Source organism: Koromonas soli (genome assembly GCF_059726265.1).
This window is the reverse complement of sequence record NZ_AP040872.1, coordinates 3,604,777-3,625,974: the sequence shown is the minus strand read 5'-3', so window position 1 is coordinate 3,625,974 and position 21,198 is coordinate 3,604,777. Positions and strand designations below refer to the sequence as shown.

The 21,198-nt window shown below is 55.3% G+C and carries 18 protein-coding genes; 15 read left to right on the top strand and 3 right to left on the bottom strand.

The window, feature by feature from the left end; all coding sequences use genetic code 11:
- Positions 1-401 precede the first annotated feature (401 nt).
- Positions 402-1,955, top strand: a complete 1,554-nt coding sequence (locus AC6IY8_RS15755; protein WP_497775474.1) for a phytoene desaturase family protein — start codon at positions 402-404, stop codon at positions 1,953-1,955.
- 68 nt (positions 1,956-2,023) lie between these two features.
- Here the strand turns inward: AC6IY8_RS15755 and dnaN are convergent, their stop codons facing one another.
- Together dnaN and dnaA are read right to left on the bottom strand one after the other, a co-directional pair.
- On the bottom strand, positions 2,024-3,169 hold the full coding sequence (gene dnaN, locus AC6IY8_RS15750; protein WP_497775473.1) for a DNA polymerase III subunit beta: 1,146 nt from the start codon (positions 3,167-3,169) through the stop codon (positions 2,024-2,026).
- Positions 3,170-3,709: 540 nt separating this feature from the next.
- Positions 3,710-5,095, bottom strand: a complete 1,386-nt coding sequence (gene dnaA / locus AC6IY8_RS15745) for a chromosomal replication initiator protein DnaA (RefSeq protein WP_497775472.1) — start codon at positions 5,093-5,095, stop codon at positions 3,710-3,712.
- Between the two features lie 483 nt (positions 5,096-5,578).
- Between dnaA and rpmH the strand changes: the two genes are divergently transcribed.
- From rpmH to AC6IY8_RS15675, 14 genes are all read left to right on the top strand, one after another.
- Positions 5,579-5,734: a 50S ribosomal protein L34 gene (gene rpmH, locus AC6IY8_RS15740; protein WP_497775471.1), complete on the top strand. Its 156-nt coding sequence runs from the start codon at positions 5,579-5,581 to the stop codon at positions 5,732-5,734.
- 94 nt (positions 5,735-5,828) lie between these two features.
- Positions 5,829-6,299, top strand: coding sequence for a ribonuclease P protein component (gene rnpA / locus AC6IY8_RS15735; protein WP_497775470.1), 471 nt, complete (start codon positions 5,829-5,831; stop codon positions 6,297-6,299).
- The gene (gene yidD / locus AC6IY8_RS15730; protein ID WP_497775469.1) at positions 6,296-6,556 is read left to right on the top strand and encodes a membrane protein insertion efficiency factor YidD; all 261 of its coding nucleotides are present in this window, start codon (positions 6,296-6,298) and stop codon (positions 6,554-6,556) included. The genes rnpA and yidD overlap by 4 nt, the downstream gene beginning before the upstream one ends.
- Positions 6,557-6,656: 100 nt before the next feature.
- Positions 6,657-8,411 (top strand): membrane protein insertase YidC, encoded by a 1,755-nt coding sequence (gene yidC, locus AC6IY8_RS15725; RefSeq protein ID WP_497775468.1) that lies wholly within the window; start codon positions 6,657-6,659, stop codon positions 8,409-8,411.
- Positions 8,412-8,427: 16 nt separating this feature from the next.
- Entirely contained in the window at positions 8,428-8,982 is a 555-nt protein-coding gene (locus AC6IY8_RS15720) for a Jag family protein (protein WP_497775467.1), read from the top strand.
- A gap of 88 nt (positions 8,983-9,070) precedes the next feature.
- Positions 9,071-9,949, top strand: a complete 879-nt coding sequence (locus tag AC6IY8_RS15715; protein WP_497775466.1) for a DUF1003 domain-containing protein — start codon at positions 9,071-9,073, stop codon at positions 9,947-9,949.
- Positions 9,950-9,990: 41 nt separating this feature from the next.
- Positions 9,991-11,376: a tRNA uridine-5-carboxymethylaminomethyl(34) synthesis GTPase MnmE gene (mnmE, locus tag AC6IY8_RS15710; protein WP_497775465.1), complete on the top strand. Its 1,386-nt coding sequence runs from the start codon at positions 9,991-9,993 to the stop codon at positions 11,374-11,376.
- Between the two features lie 289 nt (positions 11,377-11,665).
- Entirely contained in the window at positions 11,666-12,748 is a 1,083-nt protein-coding gene (gene gmd, locus AC6IY8_RS15705; RefSeq protein WP_497775464.1) for a GDP-mannose 4,6-dehydratase, read from the top strand.
- Positions 12,741-13,721, top strand: a complete 981-nt coding sequence (locus tag AC6IY8_RS15700; RefSeq protein ID WP_497775463.1) for a GDP-L-fucose synthase family protein — start codon at positions 12,741-12,743, stop codon at positions 13,719-13,721. The genes gmd and AC6IY8_RS15700 overlap by 8 nt, the downstream gene beginning before the upstream one ends.
- A gap of 57 nt (positions 13,722-13,778) precedes the next feature.
- Positions 13,779-15,086 (top strand): flippase, encoded by a 1,308-nt coding sequence (locus AC6IY8_RS15695; RefSeq protein ID WP_497775462.1) that lies wholly within the window; start codon positions 13,779-13,781, stop codon positions 15,084-15,086.
- Between the two features lies 1 nt (position 15,087).
- Positions 15,088-16,155: a glycosyltransferase family 2 protein gene (locus tag AC6IY8_RS15690; RefSeq protein WP_497775461.1), complete on the top strand. Its 1,068-nt coding sequence runs from the start codon at positions 15,088-15,090 to the stop codon at positions 16,153-16,155.
- Positions 16,156-16,262: 107 nt separating this feature from the next.
- A complete protein-coding gene (locus tag AC6IY8_RS15685) occupies positions 16,263-17,486 on the top strand; it encodes a hypothetical protein (protein ID WP_497775460.1) in 1,224 nt (407 codons plus the stop codon).
- Positions 17,487-17,491: 5 nt separating this feature from the next.
- Entirely contained in the window at positions 17,492-18,406 is a 915-nt protein-coding gene (locus AC6IY8_RS15680) for a glycosyltransferase family 2 protein (RefSeq protein WP_497775459.1), read from the top strand.
- A 45-nt stretch (positions 18,407-18,451) separates the two neighbouring features.
- Positions 18,452-19,690 (top strand): GumC family protein, encoded by a 1,239-nt coding sequence (locus AC6IY8_RS15675; protein ID WP_497775458.1) that lies wholly within the window; start codon positions 18,452-18,454, stop codon positions 19,688-19,690.
- Positions 19,691-19,727: 37 nt separating this feature from the next.
- Here AC6IY8_RS15675 and AC6IY8_RS15670 read toward each other — a convergent pair whose 3' ends face one another.
- A complete protein-coding gene (locus AC6IY8_RS15670; RefSeq protein WP_497775457.1) occupies positions 19,728-20,834 on the bottom strand; it encodes a glycosyltransferase family 4 protein in 1,107 nt (368 codons plus the stop codon).
- Between the last annotated feature and the right edge of the window lie 364 nt (positions 20,835-21,198).

The window sequence follows — 21,198 nt, the reverse complement described above, 5'->3', positions numbered from 1 at the left end:
AAATCACGAGAGCGGAACACACAGTGGTACTACACGGATTCCGCTTCGAGCTTCAGTTCGAATCCCGTCCCCTTGGAGATATTGCAACCTGTATTCATTTTAGCACAGATAAGGCTTTTGAGACCGTTCTAAATCATTGATGTGACGTGAGTTATTTGCGTTCCTTGGAGGTTTCCACAGCGATCGCCAATGCCTTGCCTAACTGGTCGTTTCATGTGGAATCGCATGACAGATTAGATGATCAAAGCCCGCCTCGTGGCCCACGTATTCCGCCGTGGAGTTTTGTTGCATCCGATTCCCTGGCTCCTCACTCACACAGGGGAGCAACACAGGAGAACCTTCTGAGCTCACCTACCGCAGCCGTTCTTGGAGAAATCGGATTACCCGCACCCGTTCGCGAGTTGGCGGCCCGAGAGTGGGACGCAGTTGTCGTGGGCGCCGGACACAACGGTCTGGCCTGTGCTGCGTACCTGGCGCAATCAGGGTTGAAGGTGCTGGTGCTGGAGAGCCGCACTCGCGTCGGCGGAGCCTGCACCATCGAGGAACCCTTCCCCGGCGTAAGGATGTCGCCCTGCGCCTATCTGGCGGGCCTTCTGCATCCTCTGGTTGTGTCGGAGTTGAAGCTGCAGGAGCTCGGCTTCCATTGGACTCCGGCGGTCAATGGAATGTTCATCCCGTTTCTTGACGGCTCAAGCGTTCAGCTCTGGGACGACGATGAGGCCTGTGAAGCAGAGATTCGGCGTTTTGCTCCAAGGGACGTCGAGGGCTGGCGGGCGATGAACCATTTGCTCGCTGGCGTGCGCAATGCGCTGCGTCCAGCAGGAGCGGCCGATCTCTGGATTGGCGATGCGCCCACCGAAGAGCAGATGGATCAGCGGCTCGCGTCTCAGTTCCAATCCGATTCCGAATCGAAGAATGCTGCACGATGTTTGCTGTTCGAGTGGTCCATGGCCGAGTTTGTCGAGCGCTATCTCAACGATGAGCGGCTCATCTGTGCTTACCTCGGCCAGGGAGTCATTGGCACCAACGCCAGTCCCTTCGACCCGGGCACAGCCTCCATCCGCTTTCACCACGCTTCAGGACGCCTGGGCGGAATGCCGGGGATGTGGGGCTATGTGCGCGGCAGGATGGGTATGGTGTCGTTCTACTTCTGCGATGCCGCACGCGAGGCTGGAGCGGTCATCGCCTCGGGCGTGCCGGTTGCACAGATCGTGCCCGGCGAGGGCGTCGTGCTGGAAGGCGGAGAGCGCATCAAGGCACGCACGGTCATCTCGAATGCCGACCCGCGGCGCACGCTGGCCATGCTCGGCGACGAGGCCGACTCGCAGTGGCGCGAGCGCGTGGAACAGATTCCCATCGAGGGCTGCACCGTGAAGCTCAACGTACTGCTTCGCGAGCTGCCCAACTTCACCGCCCGCCCCGGCACGTGCGAGCCGCATCACTTGGGCCAGATCAACACGCCTTTGACAAAGCAGGAATGGAAGGAGGGATTTGCCCGCGCCAAGCGAGGCGAGCTGCCCCATCATCTCTGGTGCGAACTCTACTTCCAGAGCGCGCATGATACGACGATCGCTCCCGAGGGCCAGCACACGATGTCGGTGTTTGCCCAATATGTGCCTTACCGCTTCTCCCAAGGCACATGGGACGAACGCCGCGACGAGGTTCGCCTACTTGCGCTCGCTTCCCTGTCGCGCTTCTGCAGCAACATCGATTCGGCTGTAATCGATACCCAGGTGCTCGGTCCGCCTGACATCGAGCAGAAAGTCGGGCTCACCGGAGGACACATCTTCCAGGGCGAGTGTCTCCCACCTTACATGTGGTCGCGAAGACTTTCCTCTCGCACAACGATGCCCGGAGTTTATCTCTGCGGCGCCTGCACACATCCTGGCGGTTCGGTCATCGGCATCAACGGACGCAACGCAGCGATGGCTGTTCTGAAGGATCTCGGGCGATAGTTCTCGGTGCAAAGAGAAACGGCGAACTGCCATGCAGTCCGCCGCCTGAACTCTGCGATGAATTTCGATCAGATGCGCATCGGCATAACGACGTAGCGGTATTTGTAGTCCTCCACGCCTTCTGGACGAAGCTGTCCGGCCGACTGCGAATCCTTGAACTCAATCCGCACGGTGTCGCTGTCCGTAGCTTTCAGGAACTCGACAAGATATTGCGAGTTGAAACCGATTGAGATTGCTTCTCCGTCGTACTCGGTCTCAATCGAGTCTTCCGACTCGCCGGTTTCGGTCGAGGATGACGAGATGCGAAGCTCGTTCTTTTCGAAGCGCATCTTTATGGCGCCCGAGCGCTCATCGGCAAACTGTGCGACGCGCTGGATGGCTTGCTGCAGATCGACCGTACGCACGCTGACGCTCTTGTTGTGCTCCTTGGGAAGCACGGCTTCGTAGTTGGGGAACTGTCCCGTCAACTGGCGCGAAGTCAGCAGACGCGAGCCAAGGCGGAAGAATAGCGTGGACTCGTCCTTTGCAAACTCTACAAACTCGATCTCCGGCGCACTCAGAAGCGAGAACAGCTCCAGCATTGCCTTGCGTGGGATCAGCGTCTTCAGCTCGCCCGTAATGTCGAAGGAGAGACCATCCTTCACGATGTGTGCCAGGCGATGGCCATCGGTCGACACCATGGTGATCGACTCAGGTTTCAGCACCAGCAATGCGCCGTTCAGCGTATAGCGCGACTCTTCATTGGAAATGGCAAACACGGTCTTCGCGATCAAGGTGCGGAATGCCTGGGCCGGGATCTTGATGGCGCTGTTGATGGGGAACACAGGAACGCTGGGGAAGTTCGAGCGCGCCATGCCAACCATCTTGGTATTCGAGCGGCCGGCGCGGATGTTGACCCAGTGATTCTCTAGCAGCTTGATGCTGACATCGCCATCGCCCAGCAGCTTTACATAGTCATAGAGCTTGCGGGCGGGAATCGTGCATGCGCCTTCCTTCTTCACCGTGGCTGCGCAGCTTGTGCGCAGGCTCAGGTCGAGATCGGTAGCCGTGATTGTCAGCTCACCGTCGGCAGCCTCAAAAAGGAAATTGGACAGGATGGGGATGGTCGTCTTGCGTTCGACCACGCCCTGGGTCGCGGTGAGTTCTTTTAACAGGTCGAATTTGCTGACCGTGATCTCCATTGCGGTTCCTTGAGCGATCGCTGTCTCTGCCATATATTCCCCAAACCTTTCGCTACTATGACTTGCACTTATATCAAACTAAACCTAACAGATACCAGCAGTAATCGTAGGCTGTGCGGAAAAGTGCAAAACTTAGGAAAATCTATCACTCTTCGACACTTAGAGCGAGAACCAGCTTGGAAAAAGTGCTTTTTCAGGAAACCAAGCGGTGCATGATTTTCGGCCGATTCCAGATTTGCCCCGGTTCTGCACAGATTTCACAGCATTCCACACGCGCCCGTTTGCACCGTATCGCTCCAAGCGTCACTCAACTGACTACAACAGAGCAACTTACAACGTAGTGTGCTTGTGGATCGTATTGTCTAAAACCCGGAAAACCATATGTGAAGGAGAGATTCAGAATTTTTGCCCCACGCCGACGATGTAGTTACGGTGTCCCAGGAGGAGCGTGGCCGTCGCACCCGGTGCAAGCGCATGCAGCGCGCATCAGGAGTGCTGCACAGGAATTCCACAGTTTTGCGGGCGTAAGAAAGCCCGGGCTCGCGGCCCGGGCTGGGATGTATTGCGAAAAATCTAGTTGCTCAACTGCTCTGTCAGTTTGTTGATCATGCGGTTGAGGTCTTTGTCGTCCTTGCGCTGCTCGTTGATCTTCTCGATCGAGTGCAGCACGGTGGTGTGGTGCTTGCCGCCAAACTGGCGTCCGATTTCAGGCAGCGAGGCCTCGGTCAGATTCTTGCAGAGATACATAGCAATCTGGCGCGGGAAGACGATCTGGCGCGAGTTGTTCTTAGCCTTGATCTCCGGCAACCGCAAACCGAACTGCTCGCTGACGGCCTTTTGAATGGCCTCAATCGTCACCTTGCGGCTCTGCTGGTCGATGATGTTCTTCAGCACCTGCTGGGCCGTGGACAGATTGATGTCCGCACCGGTCAACGAACCATAAGCTACCAGACGGATCAGCGCGCCTTCGAGTTCGCGAACGTTGCTGCGGATGTTTGAGGCGATGAACTGGCAGACGTCATCGGGCAACATGACGTGTTCGCTCTCGGCCTTCTTTTGCAGAATGGCGATCTTGGTTTCGAGATCTGGCGGTTGAATGTCGGCAATCAATCCCCATTCGAAACGCGAACGAAGCCGATCTTCAATCTCTGCCAATTCCTTCGGCGGACGGTCGCTGGCAATCACGATCTGGCGATTGGTGTCGTGGAGAGCGTTGAACGTGTGGAAGAACTCTTCCTGTGTGCGCTCCTTGCCGGCCAGGAACTGAATATCGTCGATCAGCAGTACATCGACGCCGCGGAAACGGTCGCGGAAGCTCACCATCTTGTCGTGTTTGATCGAGTTGATCATCTCGTTGGTGAACTTTTCGGTCGAGAGATACACGATCGAGCTGTCTGGCTGGCGAACCTTGACCTCGTGGCCGATAGCCTGCATGAGGTGGGTCTTACCCATACCCACGCCGCCGTAAAGGAACAGCGGATTGTAGGCCTTGCCCGGAGCGGTAGCCACGGCAAGCGCCGCGGCGTGAGCAAACTGGTTTCCGCTGCCGATGACGAAGCCATTGAAGGTGTAGCGCGGGTTCAGTTGGGCCGCACCGTCGAAATCGAATCGTGCCTGCGCCACCGGGCGAGACGCGTTTCCATTCAGCCCGCCGTTATGACGAACAACCGGCGGGGGAGGCGGCTCAGGCTCGGGAGGAGCGGTGACAAACTCGACGTCCTCGTAGTTGAGCCCAAGGTTTTCAATTGCTTCCAGGATCAGGTCGTTATAGCGCTCGCCGATGGTGCAGAACTCGGGAGAGGGAACGGCGACGAAAAGCTTGCCATCCGCGTCGTGGCTGAAGCGTGTGGGCTTGAACCACGTGTCATAGGAGTGGCGGTTGACCTTCTTTTCAAGGGCATCCAGGATCTGAATCCACGGATTAGGCATTGACGTTGCCGTTGATGTGAATGCTGACATGTACCGACCATCTTCCGGCGCAAGCCCGCGAGCTCCCTGCCTCATTCAATCTGAACAAGGAGATTGCCCTGCTGGGGCTTGGCTGGACGAATTTTCAAAATGTCGTCGCTGAATAGATACAACTCCACAGGCACAACGAATACCTGTGAAGCTGGGGGGCGCAGAGCGTGATACCTACCTGCACTCGCGGAAGAAAAACAGAAACCGCAAAACGGATACTAGCACGAATGACAGGCTCGAAGAGCGCCACTCCCAACATTTCTCGCGACGAAGTGTACTCACTTTTGGCCTTCGGACGGCACTTCGTCAAGACATAAATTTGTCATTGCTGCGAATGAGGTGCAGAGAAGGCCGGGAAAATGTAGGATGAAGCATAGAGCCGGGCACGGCGGAGAGCTTCAGGCGGTTTGGCCGAACAGCGTTCCTTCATTTATACTTGCCCTTTGCTCACCGACATATCTCGAAGCAGGAGCAGTTAGTCACATGCCTAAGCGCACATTCCAACCCAATCGCCGCCGTCGTGCCAAGGTGCACGGATTCCGGCAGCGCATGAAGACCAAGAGCGGCCAGGCCGTGCTGTCGCGCCGCCGCGCCAAGGGACGCAAGCGCGTCTCCGTTAGCCCCGGCTATCGCGACTAGCCAGCACAACGTAAATCATCGCAGGACCACGCCCGTTTCTGGCCCCTTCACAGATGTCGAAAGAAGCAGGAACGCGACCGCCGTGGATGATAGCGTGAGCGACACACCGAAAGGCATTTTTCCGAAGACCGCGCATTTGTTGAAACACTCGGACTTTCAACGCGTGTATCAGCAAGGACGGCGTCATTTTTCGGGAAACATGACCGTCTTCTATCTGCGAAATCAAGCCGAAGCTGCTCCCGCGCCTGTCGAGGCCGGGGCAGCCGAGGAGTTGTGTGCGCGGAAGAACGGTCGTGTGCGTGTCGGCTTCACCGTATCCAAGGCTCTGGGCGGGTCGGTCGAGCGAAATCGAATGCGCCGTCGCAGCCGCGAAGCTGTTCGCCATCACCTGGCAATGTTCGACGGCATGATGGCTGCTGTCGATGTGGTGATCAATCCGAAGAAGAGTCTGCTCCGGGCAGAGTTTCCGCAGATCTCGCAGGAGATCGAGCGGGCTTTTCGTGTAATACGGCAGAATTGCGAATCGGTTGCTGGAAAGAATTCCCGGCGGGAGGTGCGTGCATGAGCCGCATTCTCCTCGCGATGCTTGCGGGCTACAAGCGATACCTGTCGCCACAATTGGGCGCGGCCTGTCGCTTCACGCCAACATGTTCGGAGTACGCCGCAGAGGCCATCACGCGTCACGGAGCCTTCGTTGGAGTGCTGCTGGCCGTGTGGCGCCTGCTGCGTTGTCATCCTCTGGGTGGACACGGGCTTGATCCGGTCCCAGAACATTTCGGCTGTCGCGCGGGGAATCATCCTTCTGCGGCTCGCCTTGATTGAAGATTAGTACGACCCCGCGCCGCTGGCCGAGGCCAAGGGCGCGTGTACAGGAATTAGAACTTCAAGTCCGCGGCCCGTCCGCGCAGATCGGCATACTACCTTGAGCGAGTTCCAGAATCCGCAGAACCAGCCCGGCATAGACAAGCGCGTTATGTTCATCTTCGCGCTCACCATGGTCGTGTTAGTGTTGGCCCAGCAGTTCCTGGTCAAGCCGCAGCAGCAGGCCACGCAAAAACAGCAAGAGGCCGCCAAGCTTTCCCCGGCTCCGACCACGCCAACACCTACCCAGAGCGCGACAGTTCCTGTCGTACAGGCACCAAGCCAGCCCATCGCCGCGCGCTCTGCCACCGCCGAAGCCACAACGGTCGTCGAGAATGATCTTTATAAGATCACGTTCACCAATCGCGGCGGACTGGTGAAGAGCTGGGTGCTTAAGAAGTATAAGGACGACAACGGCCACGAACTCGATCTCGTGCAGCAACAGGCTGCGTCGCAGTACGGCTTTCCGCTCTCGCTGTGGACTGGAGACGAGAACCTGCGCCAGCACCTGAACAACGCGCTCTACGTCGCCACAGAACCCGGCCCGGGCGCGGACAAGGATCTGGTTTTCGAGTACGCCGAGGGAGACCTCGCGGTGCGCAAGGAGTTCCACTTCGATACCACATATGTCATCGGAGTGAAGACCAGCGTGCGCCAAGGCTCGAACTACGTCACGGCCCTGCCTGCCTGGCCCGCTGGATTCGGGGACGCCACTGGCCTTCCCAGCTATGCCGAGCAGCGCCTCGACTACATCGCCACGGGCGAGAGCGTGAAGCGCATGAAGCTTGATCGCAAGGGCAAGGACATCAGCGGCGGTCGCGTGCAGACCGGAAACTATCAGTGGGTAGGTGCCTCCGATGCATATTTCGGCGCCGTGTTCCTCCCCGAGCAGCCGCAGAACTCCGCCTTCGCCGAACTGCGCAATGCCATACAGATCCCGAAGGATCCCACCAACGCCAACAGCGAAAAGGTTAAGGCTGAGGTTCTCGGCGTAGCCGCCGGAGCTCTGAATGCTCCTTCGAGAGTGCGCCTGTTTGCCGGACCCAAAGCGGTCGATGTGCTTGAGACTGTGCGCAGCACCAATGGCGTCGATATTCGCGGCACTCTTGATTTCGGATTCTTCGAATTCATCGGCAAGCCGCTGTTTGCCTGGGTTCGCTGGACGCAGCAGCATTGGACGTCAAACTGGGGCTGGACCATCGTCCTTGTAACCGTGCTCATCAACGTCGCGCTACTGCCTCTGCGAATCTCGCAGATCAAGTCATCGATGAAGATGCAGAAGGTGGCGCCGCAAATGCAGGCCATCCAGGAGAAGTACAAGAAGTACAAGCTGGATGACCCGCGCCGTGGCGAGATGCAGAAGGAAATTGCCGCGCTCTACAAGCAGCACGACGTCAACCCGGTCGGCGGATGCCTTCCGGTGCTCATTCAGATGCCGTTCCTGTTTGCCTTCTACACCATGCTGCGCAACGCAATCGAATTGCGGCACGCCAACTGGCTCTACCTCAACGATCTCTCCGCGCCTGACCACTGGCACATCATTCCGATTGCGACCATCATCCTCATGATGATCATGCAACGCATGATGCCCGCAAGCGGCATGAGCAAAGAACAGCAGCGCATGATGAACATGATGACGCCTGTCATGTTTGCCCTGTTCACCTGGTCGGTGGCTTCGGGATTGGGCCTTTACATCATCACCGGCACCGTAGTGCAGATCATCCAGCAGCTTGTTATGAACCAGACGGAAATGGGCCGCGAAATGCGCACCATGGCCGAAAAACGCGCCCTGAAAGCGGCGGAAAAGAAGCGCTAGGCGGCGAGGAACAATCATGGCAATCGAAGAAAAAATCGCAGCGGCAAAACAGATCAACGAACTGCTGAACAAAATTGTCCGGCTCGGCTCTTTTCGCGTGAAGTATCGCATCGCGGTCGATCCGCCGGTGAACGAAGGCGCTGAGTGGGACCGCCCGGCGATCCTTGTGGACTTCTCCGGCCCCGACAGCAACCTGCTGGTGGCGCGCGGCGGCGAACTTCTGCACGCGCTCGAGATGATCACCGTCGAATCCGTCGGCGACATGCTTGAACCAGATGAACGCATCACCTTTGACGCGATCGGATTCCGGCAGGCCCGAGTGGACGAACTCGTCATGTCGGCCAACGTAGCAGCCGAGAAGGTTCGCCGCACCGGAATGCCCTATGCTTTCAGTCCCATGAACAGCCGCGAGCGCCGCGTCGTTCACCTGGCTTTGCGCGAAGTTGCCGATCTGCGTACCGAAAGCGAGGGCGAAGGTCCAGCGCGCCACCTGGTTGTCTATCCCAAGGACTACAAGGGAAAGGCACCTGCAGCTCCGCTGGCAAGGCCTGCGCGTCGCGGTCGCAGATAAACATCCGAAACGAAATCATTGAGCCCCGCTGCGATTCGATGAGAAACTCGCAGCGGGCTTTTTATTCTGGGCGCGGCAGAGGAATACTATGTCCACCAATGTAAATATGCTGGCTGAGATTCCCATGTTCAGCCTGCTCGATCATGACGAGCGCACCACCCTTTCTGAGCTGATGAGCGAAGAGACATTCGCCGCAGGCAAGGTGATCTTCAGCATCGGCGACATCGGCGACAGCCTCTACATCGTGCGGCGCGGCCGTGTGCAGATCTCCGTGGAAGATGACGCAGGCGAAGAAGTTGCAATCGGAGAAGCCAGCGCTGGCGACGTCTTCGGCGAAATCTCAATGCTCGATGGCGGCCCGCGGACGGCGAACGCCACGGCCGTTGAGAAGAGCGATGTTTTCCGCCTCGATCGCGAAAACCTTCAGGAGCTGGTCTCTTCTCACCCTCACGCCGCGCTCGACCTGCTCACCGTTGTGGGGCGCCGCCTACGCTCGACCGATCAACTCTTGCGCACGCACGTTACGCGCAACGCCAACGTTGAGGAAGCCGAACAGTTGACGCTGGGTGCGAAAATTGCGGATCGTGTTGCAGCCTTCGGAGGCTCGTGGACATTCATCATCATGTTCGCTGTCATCATCGGAGGCTGGATCACGCTCAACAGCGCCGCTCTCCTCAAGCATGCATTCGATCCATTCCCGTACATCCTGCTCAACCTGGTGCTCTCAACCCTTGCCGCATTCCAGGCACCCGTCATCATGATGAGCCAGAATCGACAAGCTTCCAAAGACCGCATCAAGAGCGATCTCGATTTTGAAGTGAACCGCAAAGCCGAACTCGAAATCGCGACCCTCCACCGGAAGATCGATCGCATGTACAACAGCGTGCAGCAGCGTTGGGGTGAGCAGGAGAAGGAACGCCGACAGCGCGCACGCCTGGAAGATAAAGGGCCCAACGATTACTACTGATTCGCGTGTTTACTGTGTAATGCCTATCCTGCGAGGCCGTTTTGAATCTCGATGACACAATTGTCGCTATCGCCACGCCGCCCGGACGCGGCGGCATCGGAGTAGTCCGGCTTGCAGGCCCCGACTCGCGATCGATTGCCACGAAAATGCTCCGCCTCCGTCGTCCACTCGAGGCCAATCGCGCTGAATTCACCGAACTCGTAGAGATCGACACCTGTGAGCGCATCGATGAAGTCGTCGCCACTTACTTCGCTGCACCACACTCTTACACCACAGACGACATCGTTGAAATCAGCTGTCACGGGTCGCCCGTTGTCCTGGGTCGCGTACTCGAGATGTCCATCGCTCAAGGCGCACGTCTCGCCGAACCTGGCGAATTCACCCAGCGCGCCTTTCTCAATGGTCGCCTCGACCTCACGCAAGCAGAAGCCGTACGCGACCTCATCGACTCGCAGACACTCTACCAAGCCAAGATAGCCGCTCAGCAACTAAAGGGATCTGTGTCGCACGCCGTCGCGCCGATTAAGGAGAAGCTTGTCTCCCTCATCGCGCGACTCGAGGCTGGAATAGACTTTGCCGAAGATGACGTTGCGATCGCCCCGAGCGAACAGATCCTCGCTGCCATGGATGAGATACGCTCTCCTCTGCGCGTTTTGGCCTCGAGCTTCTCCTATGGAAAGGTCATTCACCAGGGACTGACCCTCGCCATCGTTGGTCGTCCCAATGTTGGAAAATCCAGCCTCTTCAACCAACTCGTCGAGCGCGAACGCGCCATTGTTACGGCCACTCCCGGCACCACTCGCGACCTCGTCACGGAAACCGTCTCCATTGGAGGCATCCCCGTTCGCCTCGTCGACACAGCTGGAATACGCGAAGCCCTCGACGAAGCCGAAAATATCGGCATTCGTAAATCTATGGAAGCCCTCGCCGACTCCGATCTTGTTCTCGTCGTGCTCGACACCAGCCACGACCTCGACGAAGTCGATCGCGAACTTCTCTCAGACGTCTCGGGCCGCTCCGCCATTATCGTGTGGAATAAATCGGACCTCGCCGATTCCACGAAGTCCTTCGACCCCCAGACTCAAAGCACGTGGAGCAACATCCCGGCTGATCTCGCCACCGTACGCACCTCTGCCCTCACCGGCGAAGGCATTGCCGAACTTCGTGCAGCCATCCTCAAGATAATCGGCGCACCCATGTCCCACGACAGCGGAGCCATGCTGACCAACCTGCGCCAGCAAATAGCCATCGAGTCGGCCCTCACCTCTCTCGCTGCAGCAGAAACCTCCGTGAGCAGTTCCATTCCCCACGAAATGATTCTGCTCGACCTCTATACTTCTCTCCGCGCCCTCGACGAACTCACCGGCGTCACCACCGCTGACGACATCCTGAACCTAATTTTCTCTACTTTCTGCATCGGCAAGTAAAGGCTCTTTTTTGCCGAGGTTCGCCGCGGTACAAACAATTGTCGCCCTTCACAGAGTCCTCGTCTCTCCCGCGGCAACACAGCAGGCGTTATGGCGAGTCGACCAGTCACGTTTTCTCGCAAGACGGTATTAAAAAACGCTATCTAAGGGAAAGTTTTTGGATGTCGCGGGTAGCTTCCGCTGCGTACAATCCAGAATTCCACGATAAAATCAATTATTCGATCCTGCGCACTAGCGTCTTGAGTAGTTGCCACTCCGATATGCGTGGGCTTGGGAAGGTGTGCTTCTTTTGAAACGGAAAGTAGCGTTAATCACGGGCATCACAGGGCAAGATGGAGCGTACCTCGCGGACTTTCTACTTCGCAAGGAATACGAAGTTCACGGCATTAAGCGCAGAACCTCGCTGTTCAATACAGACCGCATCGACCACCTGTATCAGGGGCCAGAGCTAGCCCGCCGGAATTTCATATTGCATCATGGAGACATGACAGACTCTTCGAGTTTGATCAATGTCTGCCAAAAGTCTCAGCCGGACGAGATCTACAATTTGGCCGCTCAGAGCCACGTCGCAGTTTCGTTCGAGCAGCCAGAGTACACCGCCAATGTTGATGCGCTTGGTGCATTGCGTATCTTGGAGGCTGTTAGAATCCTAGGTCTGCAGTCCCGCTTTTATCAGGCCTCGACCTCTGAACTTTACGGTCTAGTTCAACAAATCCCGCAAACAGAACACACTCCTTTCTATCCCCGTTCCCCTTATGCCGTCGCCAAGCTCTATGCATACTGGATAACAGTGAACTACCGTGAGGCTTATGGAATGTACGCGTGTAACGGCATTCTCTTCAACCATGAGTCACCTACACGGGGTGAGACTTTTGTAACCAGGAAGATCACGCGTGCACTTGCTCGCATCAAGCTAGGCCTCCAGAGTTGTTTATATCTCGGCAACCTGGACTCGTTGCGCGACTGGGGACACGCGCGTGACTACGTCGAGATGCAGTGGATGATGCTGCAGCAATCAAAACCGGAAGATTTCGTAATTGCTACCGGTGAACAGCACAGCGTCCGGGAGTTTGTTCAAACAGCCGCTGCAGAGATTGGAATCAATATTGAGTGGCACGGATCGGGCGTCAATGAGAAGGGGGTAGACAACTCGGGGCGGGTCATCGTTGCAGTTGATCCTCGATATTTCAGACCCTCGGAAGTCGAGACCTTGCTTGGAGATGCAGCCAAAGCAAAAGAAAAGCTGGGCTGGACTCCTCGTATAACATTCGCCGAACTTGTGCGCGAAATGATGAGCGAGGATCTCGTAGCAGCCGAGCGCGACCATCTTGTCAGGAGTAATGGATACAAGGCGTACGACTACCATGAATAAACACTCTGAACGAGTCTTCGTAGCGGGACATAGCGGTCTAGCTGGATCGGCCATCGTTCGGCAACTTCAGAGGTCGGGTTTTGGCAGCATCATTACTCGCAGTCATACCGACTTGGACCTATCGGACCGCGAGGCTACGAGACGGTTCTTCAGAGAAGAGAATCCGGATTTCGTTGTAGTGGCCGCTGCAAAGGTGGGCGGTATACTCGCCAACTCCAATTTTCCTGCAGACTTTCTCTTCAAGAATCTGAACATCGAGACGAGCATCATTGAGTCTGCGCACGAGTTTGGTGTGAAACGCCTGATCTTCCTGGGGTCGAGCTGTATATATCCTAGAGACTGTGATCAGCCAATTCGCGAAGAATACCTCCTATCCGGGCCTCTCGAGCTGACAAATCGGCCATACGCTTTGGCCAAGATAGCCGGCATCGAGATGTGTTGGGCTCTGAACCGTCAATACGGAACCCGTTTTGTAGCTCTTATGCCAACCAATCTGTACGGTCCGAATGACAATTACGACCTGCAGAGTTCGCATGTATTACCCGCGCTGCTAAGAAAATTTCATGAAGCCAAGGTAAGCCAGGCGTCGGAGGTCGTCGTTTGGGGGTCAGGGCAGGTCCGTCGTGAATTTCTCCACAGCGATGATCTTGGTAGAGCATGCGTCCACATGCTGGAACTCGAGGATCAGAAGTACTCGGATCTATGTGCTTCTGTCGAGCACCCCCCGCTCTTTAATGTAGGGTGCGGGACAGATCTGAGTATCCAGGAACTTGCGACTTCTATAGCGGAAGTGGTCGGATTCAAAGGGAACCTGACATTCGACCGGACAAAGCCGGATGGTACGCCCCGCAAGCTTCTCGACGTGAGCCTAATGCGCGAGCTCGGTTGGCAGGCGGAGATATCCCTGCGCGAGGGATTGCGTTCAACGTACAAGGACTATCTTTGCAAGCACGAGCAATACAGCAAAGCTTAAGCGCAGTGATCATTGCGCAGCGGATATTCGACTGCGCTGTACAGGAGAGCTCCAGCTTTGATCGCATTCCACAACCTGAGCTGGCGCACGATTCGCAGGAGCACGTTACTCCACAACATCGTATCGCTGTATGGCATGCAATTGGCCGGATACTTGGCTCCTCTGGTCACATTGCCATATCTTGCGCGGGTTCTTACTCCAAAGTATTGGGGACTTGTTGCTTTTGCGCAGGCGTTTGGACTCTACGCTACCCTCATTGTTGACTTCGGATTCACGTTGTCTGGCACCCGCGAAGTGGCAAAAAATCGCGACGACGCTAGCATGCTGTCGCGAATCTTCGCAGGTGTGGTCGGGGCCAAAGTCATACTGTCTCTAGTTTGTCTGGCGGCTGCATCGATAGTTGTAATTCTCGTGCCCCAGTTTCGTCATGACCGCTCGCTCATGTATGCCGGAGCGGTTGCTGGCATCGCCCAAGGTTTCAGTGTTGCATGGTTCTATCAGGGGCTTGAGCGGATGCGCACGGTCTCGGCCGTGGACATTTTCAGCAAGGTGATGTTCGCGGTATCGGTGTTCGTCCTCATTCACCTTCCGTCCGACTACTGGAAGGTTCTTTGGATTCAGTGCTTCTGGTACAGTGCCTCTACTATATTTCTGATCGCCCGTGTTTATCGTGAATTCCCGGCGTGTGGGTTTTCGATTGCAGCCGCCCGGAATTCACTGAAACTGTCCGCATCGATGTTCCTGTATAGGAGTGCGGTGACGCTCTACACCACGGCGAATACGCTAGTTCTGGGACTCCTTACCGCACCTGTCGCTGTGGCGTACTACGCTGCGGCAGAGAAGATCAATAACGTGCTGGTAAATACGATTCAACCGGTTACGCAAGCAGTGTATCCCCGAGTGAACAATCTGATGACACATGATGAAGCAGCTGCGGGAAGGCTTGCCCGCCTCACGCTAATTCTCGGTTCTGTTATTGGACTGGTTCTTTGCGTCCTCTGTTTTACATTTGCTCCGATTGTAATCCGGATTTTTCTGGGGAAGGGGTACGAGCAAGTCGTACCAGTCCTCCGGATTCTGTCGCTCTGCCTTGCACCAATAACATGCAATATTGTTCTCGGAACACAATTCATGTTGCCCAACGGCATGGACCGTGAGTTTAACGTCATTACGGTGCTGGGCGGGATCGTCAACATCACGTGTTTGTTTATTCTCGTACCTCGAAGTGCGCAGCTTGGAGTTGCGTGGTCTGTGGTGATCACTGAGGCAGTGATCATGGTTTGCCTATTATCGCTAACAGCCAGACGAGTGCCGCATCTTATGCGAGACCATTCAAGCCTTCAGAAGCTTGCCATTGAGAACTAAGATGATTGCGGCTCTCCCCATTCCACTACGGAAACTAGAAGACAGTCCTCTCATTTCCGTCGTCGTCACAACTTATAACTATGCCGGCTTTGTGTCCGACGCCCTTACAAGCGTACTGCAACAGGACTATCAAAACTTCGAACTGATCGTAGCGGATGACGGCTCGCATGACGGAACAATCGAAATAGTCCGGCAAATTGCCTCGAGCGATTCACGTATCCGTATTGTACAAGGGCCCAACGTGGGACAACCGGGGAACATGAACCGCGGCGTGGCCATCGCGAAGGGAGAAATCCTCTCGTTCCTCGATGCCGACGATCTGTTTTGCCCTGGCAAGCTTCGCGCCGTTATAGAGGCTTTCCGACACAATCCTGCATGCGGTGTTTGTGTCCACCGCATGCAGCGCGTCGATTCCAAGCGACATCCCTTCGGCCCCCCTTTCCCGGCTTCGATGGAATCCGGCTGGTTGCGCGAACGCCTGTTGTCATCCGGAGGACGGCTTCCGTTACCGGCCACCTCGGCGCTCTCCATCCGTCGGCAAGTTGCGGAAATTGTATTTCCTCTGGACAGTCCGTGCCGTGGTGCTGCCGATGCTTGTATTCAATATCCAGCCGGGCTCTTAACCCCACTCTGCCAGATTCCGGAGGCACTTACCGACTATCGTCAGCACGGGCGAAACATGACCTTCTCGTTTGACGGAAAGACGAAACAACTAGCTTGGCTTCTTCAGGAGTATGAACAGGTCTTCCAGACTGTTCAGCAATTCTTATCTCATCGTCTGGATGACCCGGAGGTGGACCGGTTACAACTCACGGACTGCAAGGATTACGTGCGCCTCGCGCTACATTATCTGGTCGTTTCAGGCGAGTCGGAGTACAAAGGGCTGCGGAGAACGCAGCTTATCACCATGCTGCCGCGACTCCGGGACAAGGCGTTTTGGGGTAGCTTGTGCGGGCTTCCCTATTCAGCTTGTCAGGTTCTGCTATCGGTTATGAGAAACCTACGAATCGTCCTACAGGAGCATTCGCTCGGTCGGATTCGATTCGCACGCAGAGGGGCCGTACGATGACGCTGCTTGGCTTCATCTTTATGCCACTCGGATTGTACTGCTGGCTGCTGAGGCCTAGATGGCTAGTCCCGCTCGCAATATGTGCTTCGGTTTTTCAGGCTGGAGCAGTGCTGAACATCGGAAAGTTGGGGCTTCCTCCCTACTATTTCATTGCGCTCCTTATCCTGCTGCGTTGGCCCGTCGCATCAATTACATCGGCGGACACTCTCAGGCGTCCAAGTGCAGTTTTAACCCCATTGCTACTGTTCTGTGCTTGGAGCATTCTCTCCGCGTTTCTAATGCCGATTCTTTTCGCAGGATTGCCGGTTCAAGATTCGAGGGGCGACGTCCTTAGCATGCTCCCCATCGAAGTACCACTTCACTGGTCGCAAGCAAATCTTATACAGGCGGCTTGGTTAGCGGCAAACTGCGCAACCGTTATATATGCTGCGGAATTCGCAGATTGGCGTGCATGTCGAATCGCTACGATTGTTGCGATTTCTCTAGTAGTTGCGGTCATTGTGCTGCAACTCATCCTCATTCAGTTTGGTGTGGCCCTTCCCTTGTGGCTGTTCCATAGCAATGAAAGCCAAGTGCAGTCGATGTTCGGAACTGGCATCTATGATCGTCCTAATGGATTGTTCAGCGAACCCTCAATTGGCGCGGTGTTGCTAACGGGAATTGCACTATCAGCGCTGTGTGGATACCTAGACGGTGGTTCGCTTCTGCCATTGATCGCCTCAGCACTGCTTGTGCTGGTAGTGCGTTCTAGTGCTTCACTCCTCGCGTTTGGGGTAGGAGTTGCCATATTGATGATTACCCGATTTCCAATTCGCGGTTCTCGAATTCTTGGCAGGCGAACTCAACGCTGGATCGTCCTAGTGTTTGGGGCATTGATCATTACACCTGTTCTACTCCTGAGCGGTCCTGTTCGCGACGCAATGGCTAGCAGCACCGTTGATAAGTCTGACACGCTTTCGTTTGTCATTCGTATAAGTTCGGACATTTCAGCTCTCCGTTCAGCGCTCAGCACCTATTTGCTTGGAACGGGACTCGGGAGCATGAGGGCATCAAGCCTAATCAGCACATTACTCGCTACTGTAGGCTTTGTTGGCGTCGTGCTTTTTGGTTGGTTCATTATTCGACTTCTCAAGCCTCTCAGCAGTTCTTGGAAGTGGCTGCTAATCGGAACGCTGCTTTCCATGTCCGCTGGTGTGCCGGACCTAAATTTACCGCTGTTGTGGGGCGTTATTGCTATCCTGATTGTCCGAGGGCTACAGCCCGGACATTCCACCGAGACGATCGAATTTACAAACATGAATGCTTCGGACCCGAAACAGGTGGTGAGATAACGAAGATGCGGTTTTCTCTTGTAGTCACTGCCTTTGATCGTACCGCCGAGCTGGAGCGGTTCTTCCGCAGCACCTCTGAACAGAGCTACACGGGCACCCTTGAACTCATTTTCGTAAACCAGAGTGATAGCCGACCCGGGATCTGTGATTCCCTTCCGTCCTCGATTTGCCTTCGAGAATTGCGGACAGGCGGACGAACCTCTCTTTCGCACGCGCGAAATCTTGGACTGGGAGACTTTTCAGGAGAAATCATCGGCTTCCCGGATGACGACTGCTGGTATGAGCCGCAACTGCTAGACAAAATCTCGAAACACTTTTCGGATCACCCGGAAATCGACTGTATCTGTACGAATGTTTTCGACCCTGAGCGGCAAGTTGCGTATGGGCGTAGGCCAGTTGGGATTACCCAACTGATCACGTTCCGCAACTTATTCCGATTAAGTATCTCGGTGGGTATCTTTGTTCGTCGCGACGCCTTGCTCAAAGCGGGTACATTTTTCAACGAATCGCTAGGTGCCGGTACCCCCATCGGGTCTGGAGAGGAAACCGACCTACTCGCGCGGTTACTTGAGGCGGGCTGCAGAATCCAGTACCTGGGTAACCTGCAGGTCTATCACCCCGTTCCTGCCTATGTCGCGCAAGATGCCACCAAGTATTTCAAATATGGCGTTGGCTTTGGGTACCTGAATGGCAGGATCTTCCGCGCGGGGCATCCGGCGGTTGTGATGTTCCTTGCCGAGGTCACGATGCGTTCACTCGCAGGGGCCTGCGCACACATGACTGACAGAATTCGACGTGCGGTTTACTGGAACCGTTTTCGTGGCATCCTTAGGGGTTTTGCCGTAGGTTTACTCGATCCAGAAAAATACAGTGATTCACTTCGCGATACAATGCTGGTATCCAATCAACCGAAACACTGAACCGGTCCGTCTGGACTGGTTCTAAAAAGATGGCCGATCTCAGAAATGAACTCAACTACTGAAGAGCTCGCAACAGTCCGCCCCGAAGAAGATATCTCCCTCGTAGATCTGCTTGTAGCCGTGGGGGAGCAGAAGGTATTTATTGCCAAGGTGGTCGTTGTGGTTGCGGTTCTGGCAGCTGTCGTCTCAATGATTCTGCCGGTGCGGTACACGGCCTTTACTACTGTTTTGCCGCCGCAACAATCAAACTCTGCGTCCGCGATGTTGCAGTCTCAGATGGGCAATGCCGGGGCTCTGCTCGGTGCTGCTGGAGGAGGACTCGGACTAAAGAGTCCGACGGATCTCTATGTGTCGCTCATGAAGAGCAGAGCAGTGGAGGACGCGGTAATTCGCCGCTTCGACCTGATGGCGCAATACAGGGTGAAGCGCATGTCCGACGCGAGAGCGAAGCTGGAAAAGAACGTTGCCGTGGAAGGCAATCCGAAAGACGGTCTGATTAAAGTCACGGTCGAGGATTCGGATGCAAAGCGTTCCGCAGATATGGCGAACGCTTATGTCGATGAGTACAAGAAGTTCTCCGCCACATTGGCTCTGTCTGAAGCATCTTATCGCCGGCAGTTCTTTGAAGAGCAACTGGCACAGGCAAAGAACAATCTCGCCTCTGCTGAAGAGGCCATGAAGATCGCTCAGCAAAAGAGCGGCATGATTCAGCTCGACAGTCAATCTCGTGTGCTGATTCAGTCTGCAGCCGAACTGCGAGCGCAGATAGTCGCGAAAGAGGTTCAGATTCGTGCGCTTAGCTTCTCAGAAACTGGCACTAATGCGGAATTGGCAACTACGAAGGAGGAACTGGCGGCCCTTCAGACCCAGCTTAAGAAGTTAAGTGGTGCTCGCGGTGGTGAAGACACAGGTCTCATCGCACCACCTGGTCTTCCGGAAGCCGGCTTGGACTACGTTCGAAAATTGCGCGATGTGAAGTATAGCGAAACAATGTTCGATCTTTTAGCGCGGCAGTTCGAGGCTGCGAAGCTCGATGAGGCTCGTCAAGGGTCACAGATACAGGTCGTGGATACTGCACTCGTTCCGGACAAGAAGACGTCTCCAAAAAGAGCGTTGATTGTGATCTTTTCTACTTTCTTGGCAATGATTCTAGCTGTGGCTTGGACGCTAATTGCCAAAGGTGCAAGGGTTGCAAACACCTTGCCTGAACGGCAGAAGCGCCTGCAATTGCTTAAGTCAGCATGGTCACTGAGGAGTAGCATATCCGCCGTGCATAAATCCTGAAGCAATCCGAATACGCAAGCAAAAATTGCGCGACGTGCTAAGTAAGTGATCGATATCCAAGGACCGTTTTCCTTACTGCCTCTTCCCACGTATATCCTGCGGCGACTTGGAGACCGAGCTGTACGGAGCTCTTACGAGCACACTCGTCCTGCAAGATGAAGGACAGTTTGGTAGCAAACTCTTCCTCATCGTGAGGATTGAAAAGTATAGACGCGCCTTGGTTAATCTCCATTGAAGCTTTCGTTTGTGCGACCAGAGTAGGACAACCCGCTAACATAGCTTCCAGCGGCGGCATACCGAATCCTTCGTACAATGACGGGTACACAAACAAGCTTGCACATGCGTACGACTCTGCCAGTAGCTCGTTTGAGCCGCGAGGAACTACATGCAGCGCATCCCGAATACCTAATTGAATGGCGTTGTTCCGCTCATCTGCAGTCAGCTCCCCGCCGCCGATCGCAAGAAGATCAAAATGCTTGTAAGCTCCAGAACGAGAGAAGGCCCGTAGCAAGCCGGTAAAGTTCTTGTAAAGCCCCCTTAATCCGACGTATAGGATGAAGGGCCTCAAGCCCATCTGTTGCAGTTCTGCTGCTCCAGCCGCGGTTCGGGGAATCGGAGCAATGCCGTGATGGACGATTGAAGTTCGACTTCGCTCGATGCCATAAAATTCCTCCAGATCATCTCGACTAGCCTGTGATACACAAAACACGAGGTCGGCTTCGTCGAACATCTTTTTCTTCAGTCGCATGATCCGTGCTCGGTTGGGGTAATATTCTGGGAACCGTTCGTGAATACAGTCATGATGGGTTGCCACACGTCGGCGGCACCGGACCGAGGGCATGAACCGGTACAACGTGTTGTGATAGATATCAAAGCTTCCCATAGCTGCAACAATCGCGCCCATCAGGATCTCATTGATCGCATACGTCGCCTTCGGATTTAGAACCTGGTCCCCAAACTGCAATACCTGGCTATGCGTCGGGGCTTCTACTGCAATCGGCCACGTTGTGCTGGTGAAACCAAGGCCCGCGACAGACCTTATTTCAGGATGTTCCCCCAATCCCCTGATCAATTCGTAGAAATATCTGGTAATTCCGCCTGCTCGTTGGAGGGAGAATGCCTGATGGTCGAAAAAGATCCTCATACTATGGATGGTAAGATATTAGTGCGTTGTGGGGATAGGCCAACCTAAAGAGTGCATAATCTACGTTGCGCGTTGGCAGACCGTAGTGGCTTCGTGACGTGATCTTGAATTTCGAGCTCAAGGCGATTTTCTGTTGAATGTCTTCGTTCTTTACCAATTCCTTCATCCCGACACCGTAGTCAGTTCAATTCTCATGAGTGACCTCTGTGGAGGGATTGCAAAAAGCGGCTGGATCGTTGACGCGTTTCCTTCAAATCGCAGTTGTCATGACGCGGCAGCAGAGTTCGGTAAGGAAGAGAAGTGGCAAGGAGTTCACATCCACAGAATTTGGAGACCAGCATGGTCCCAATCTTCAACTCTCGGC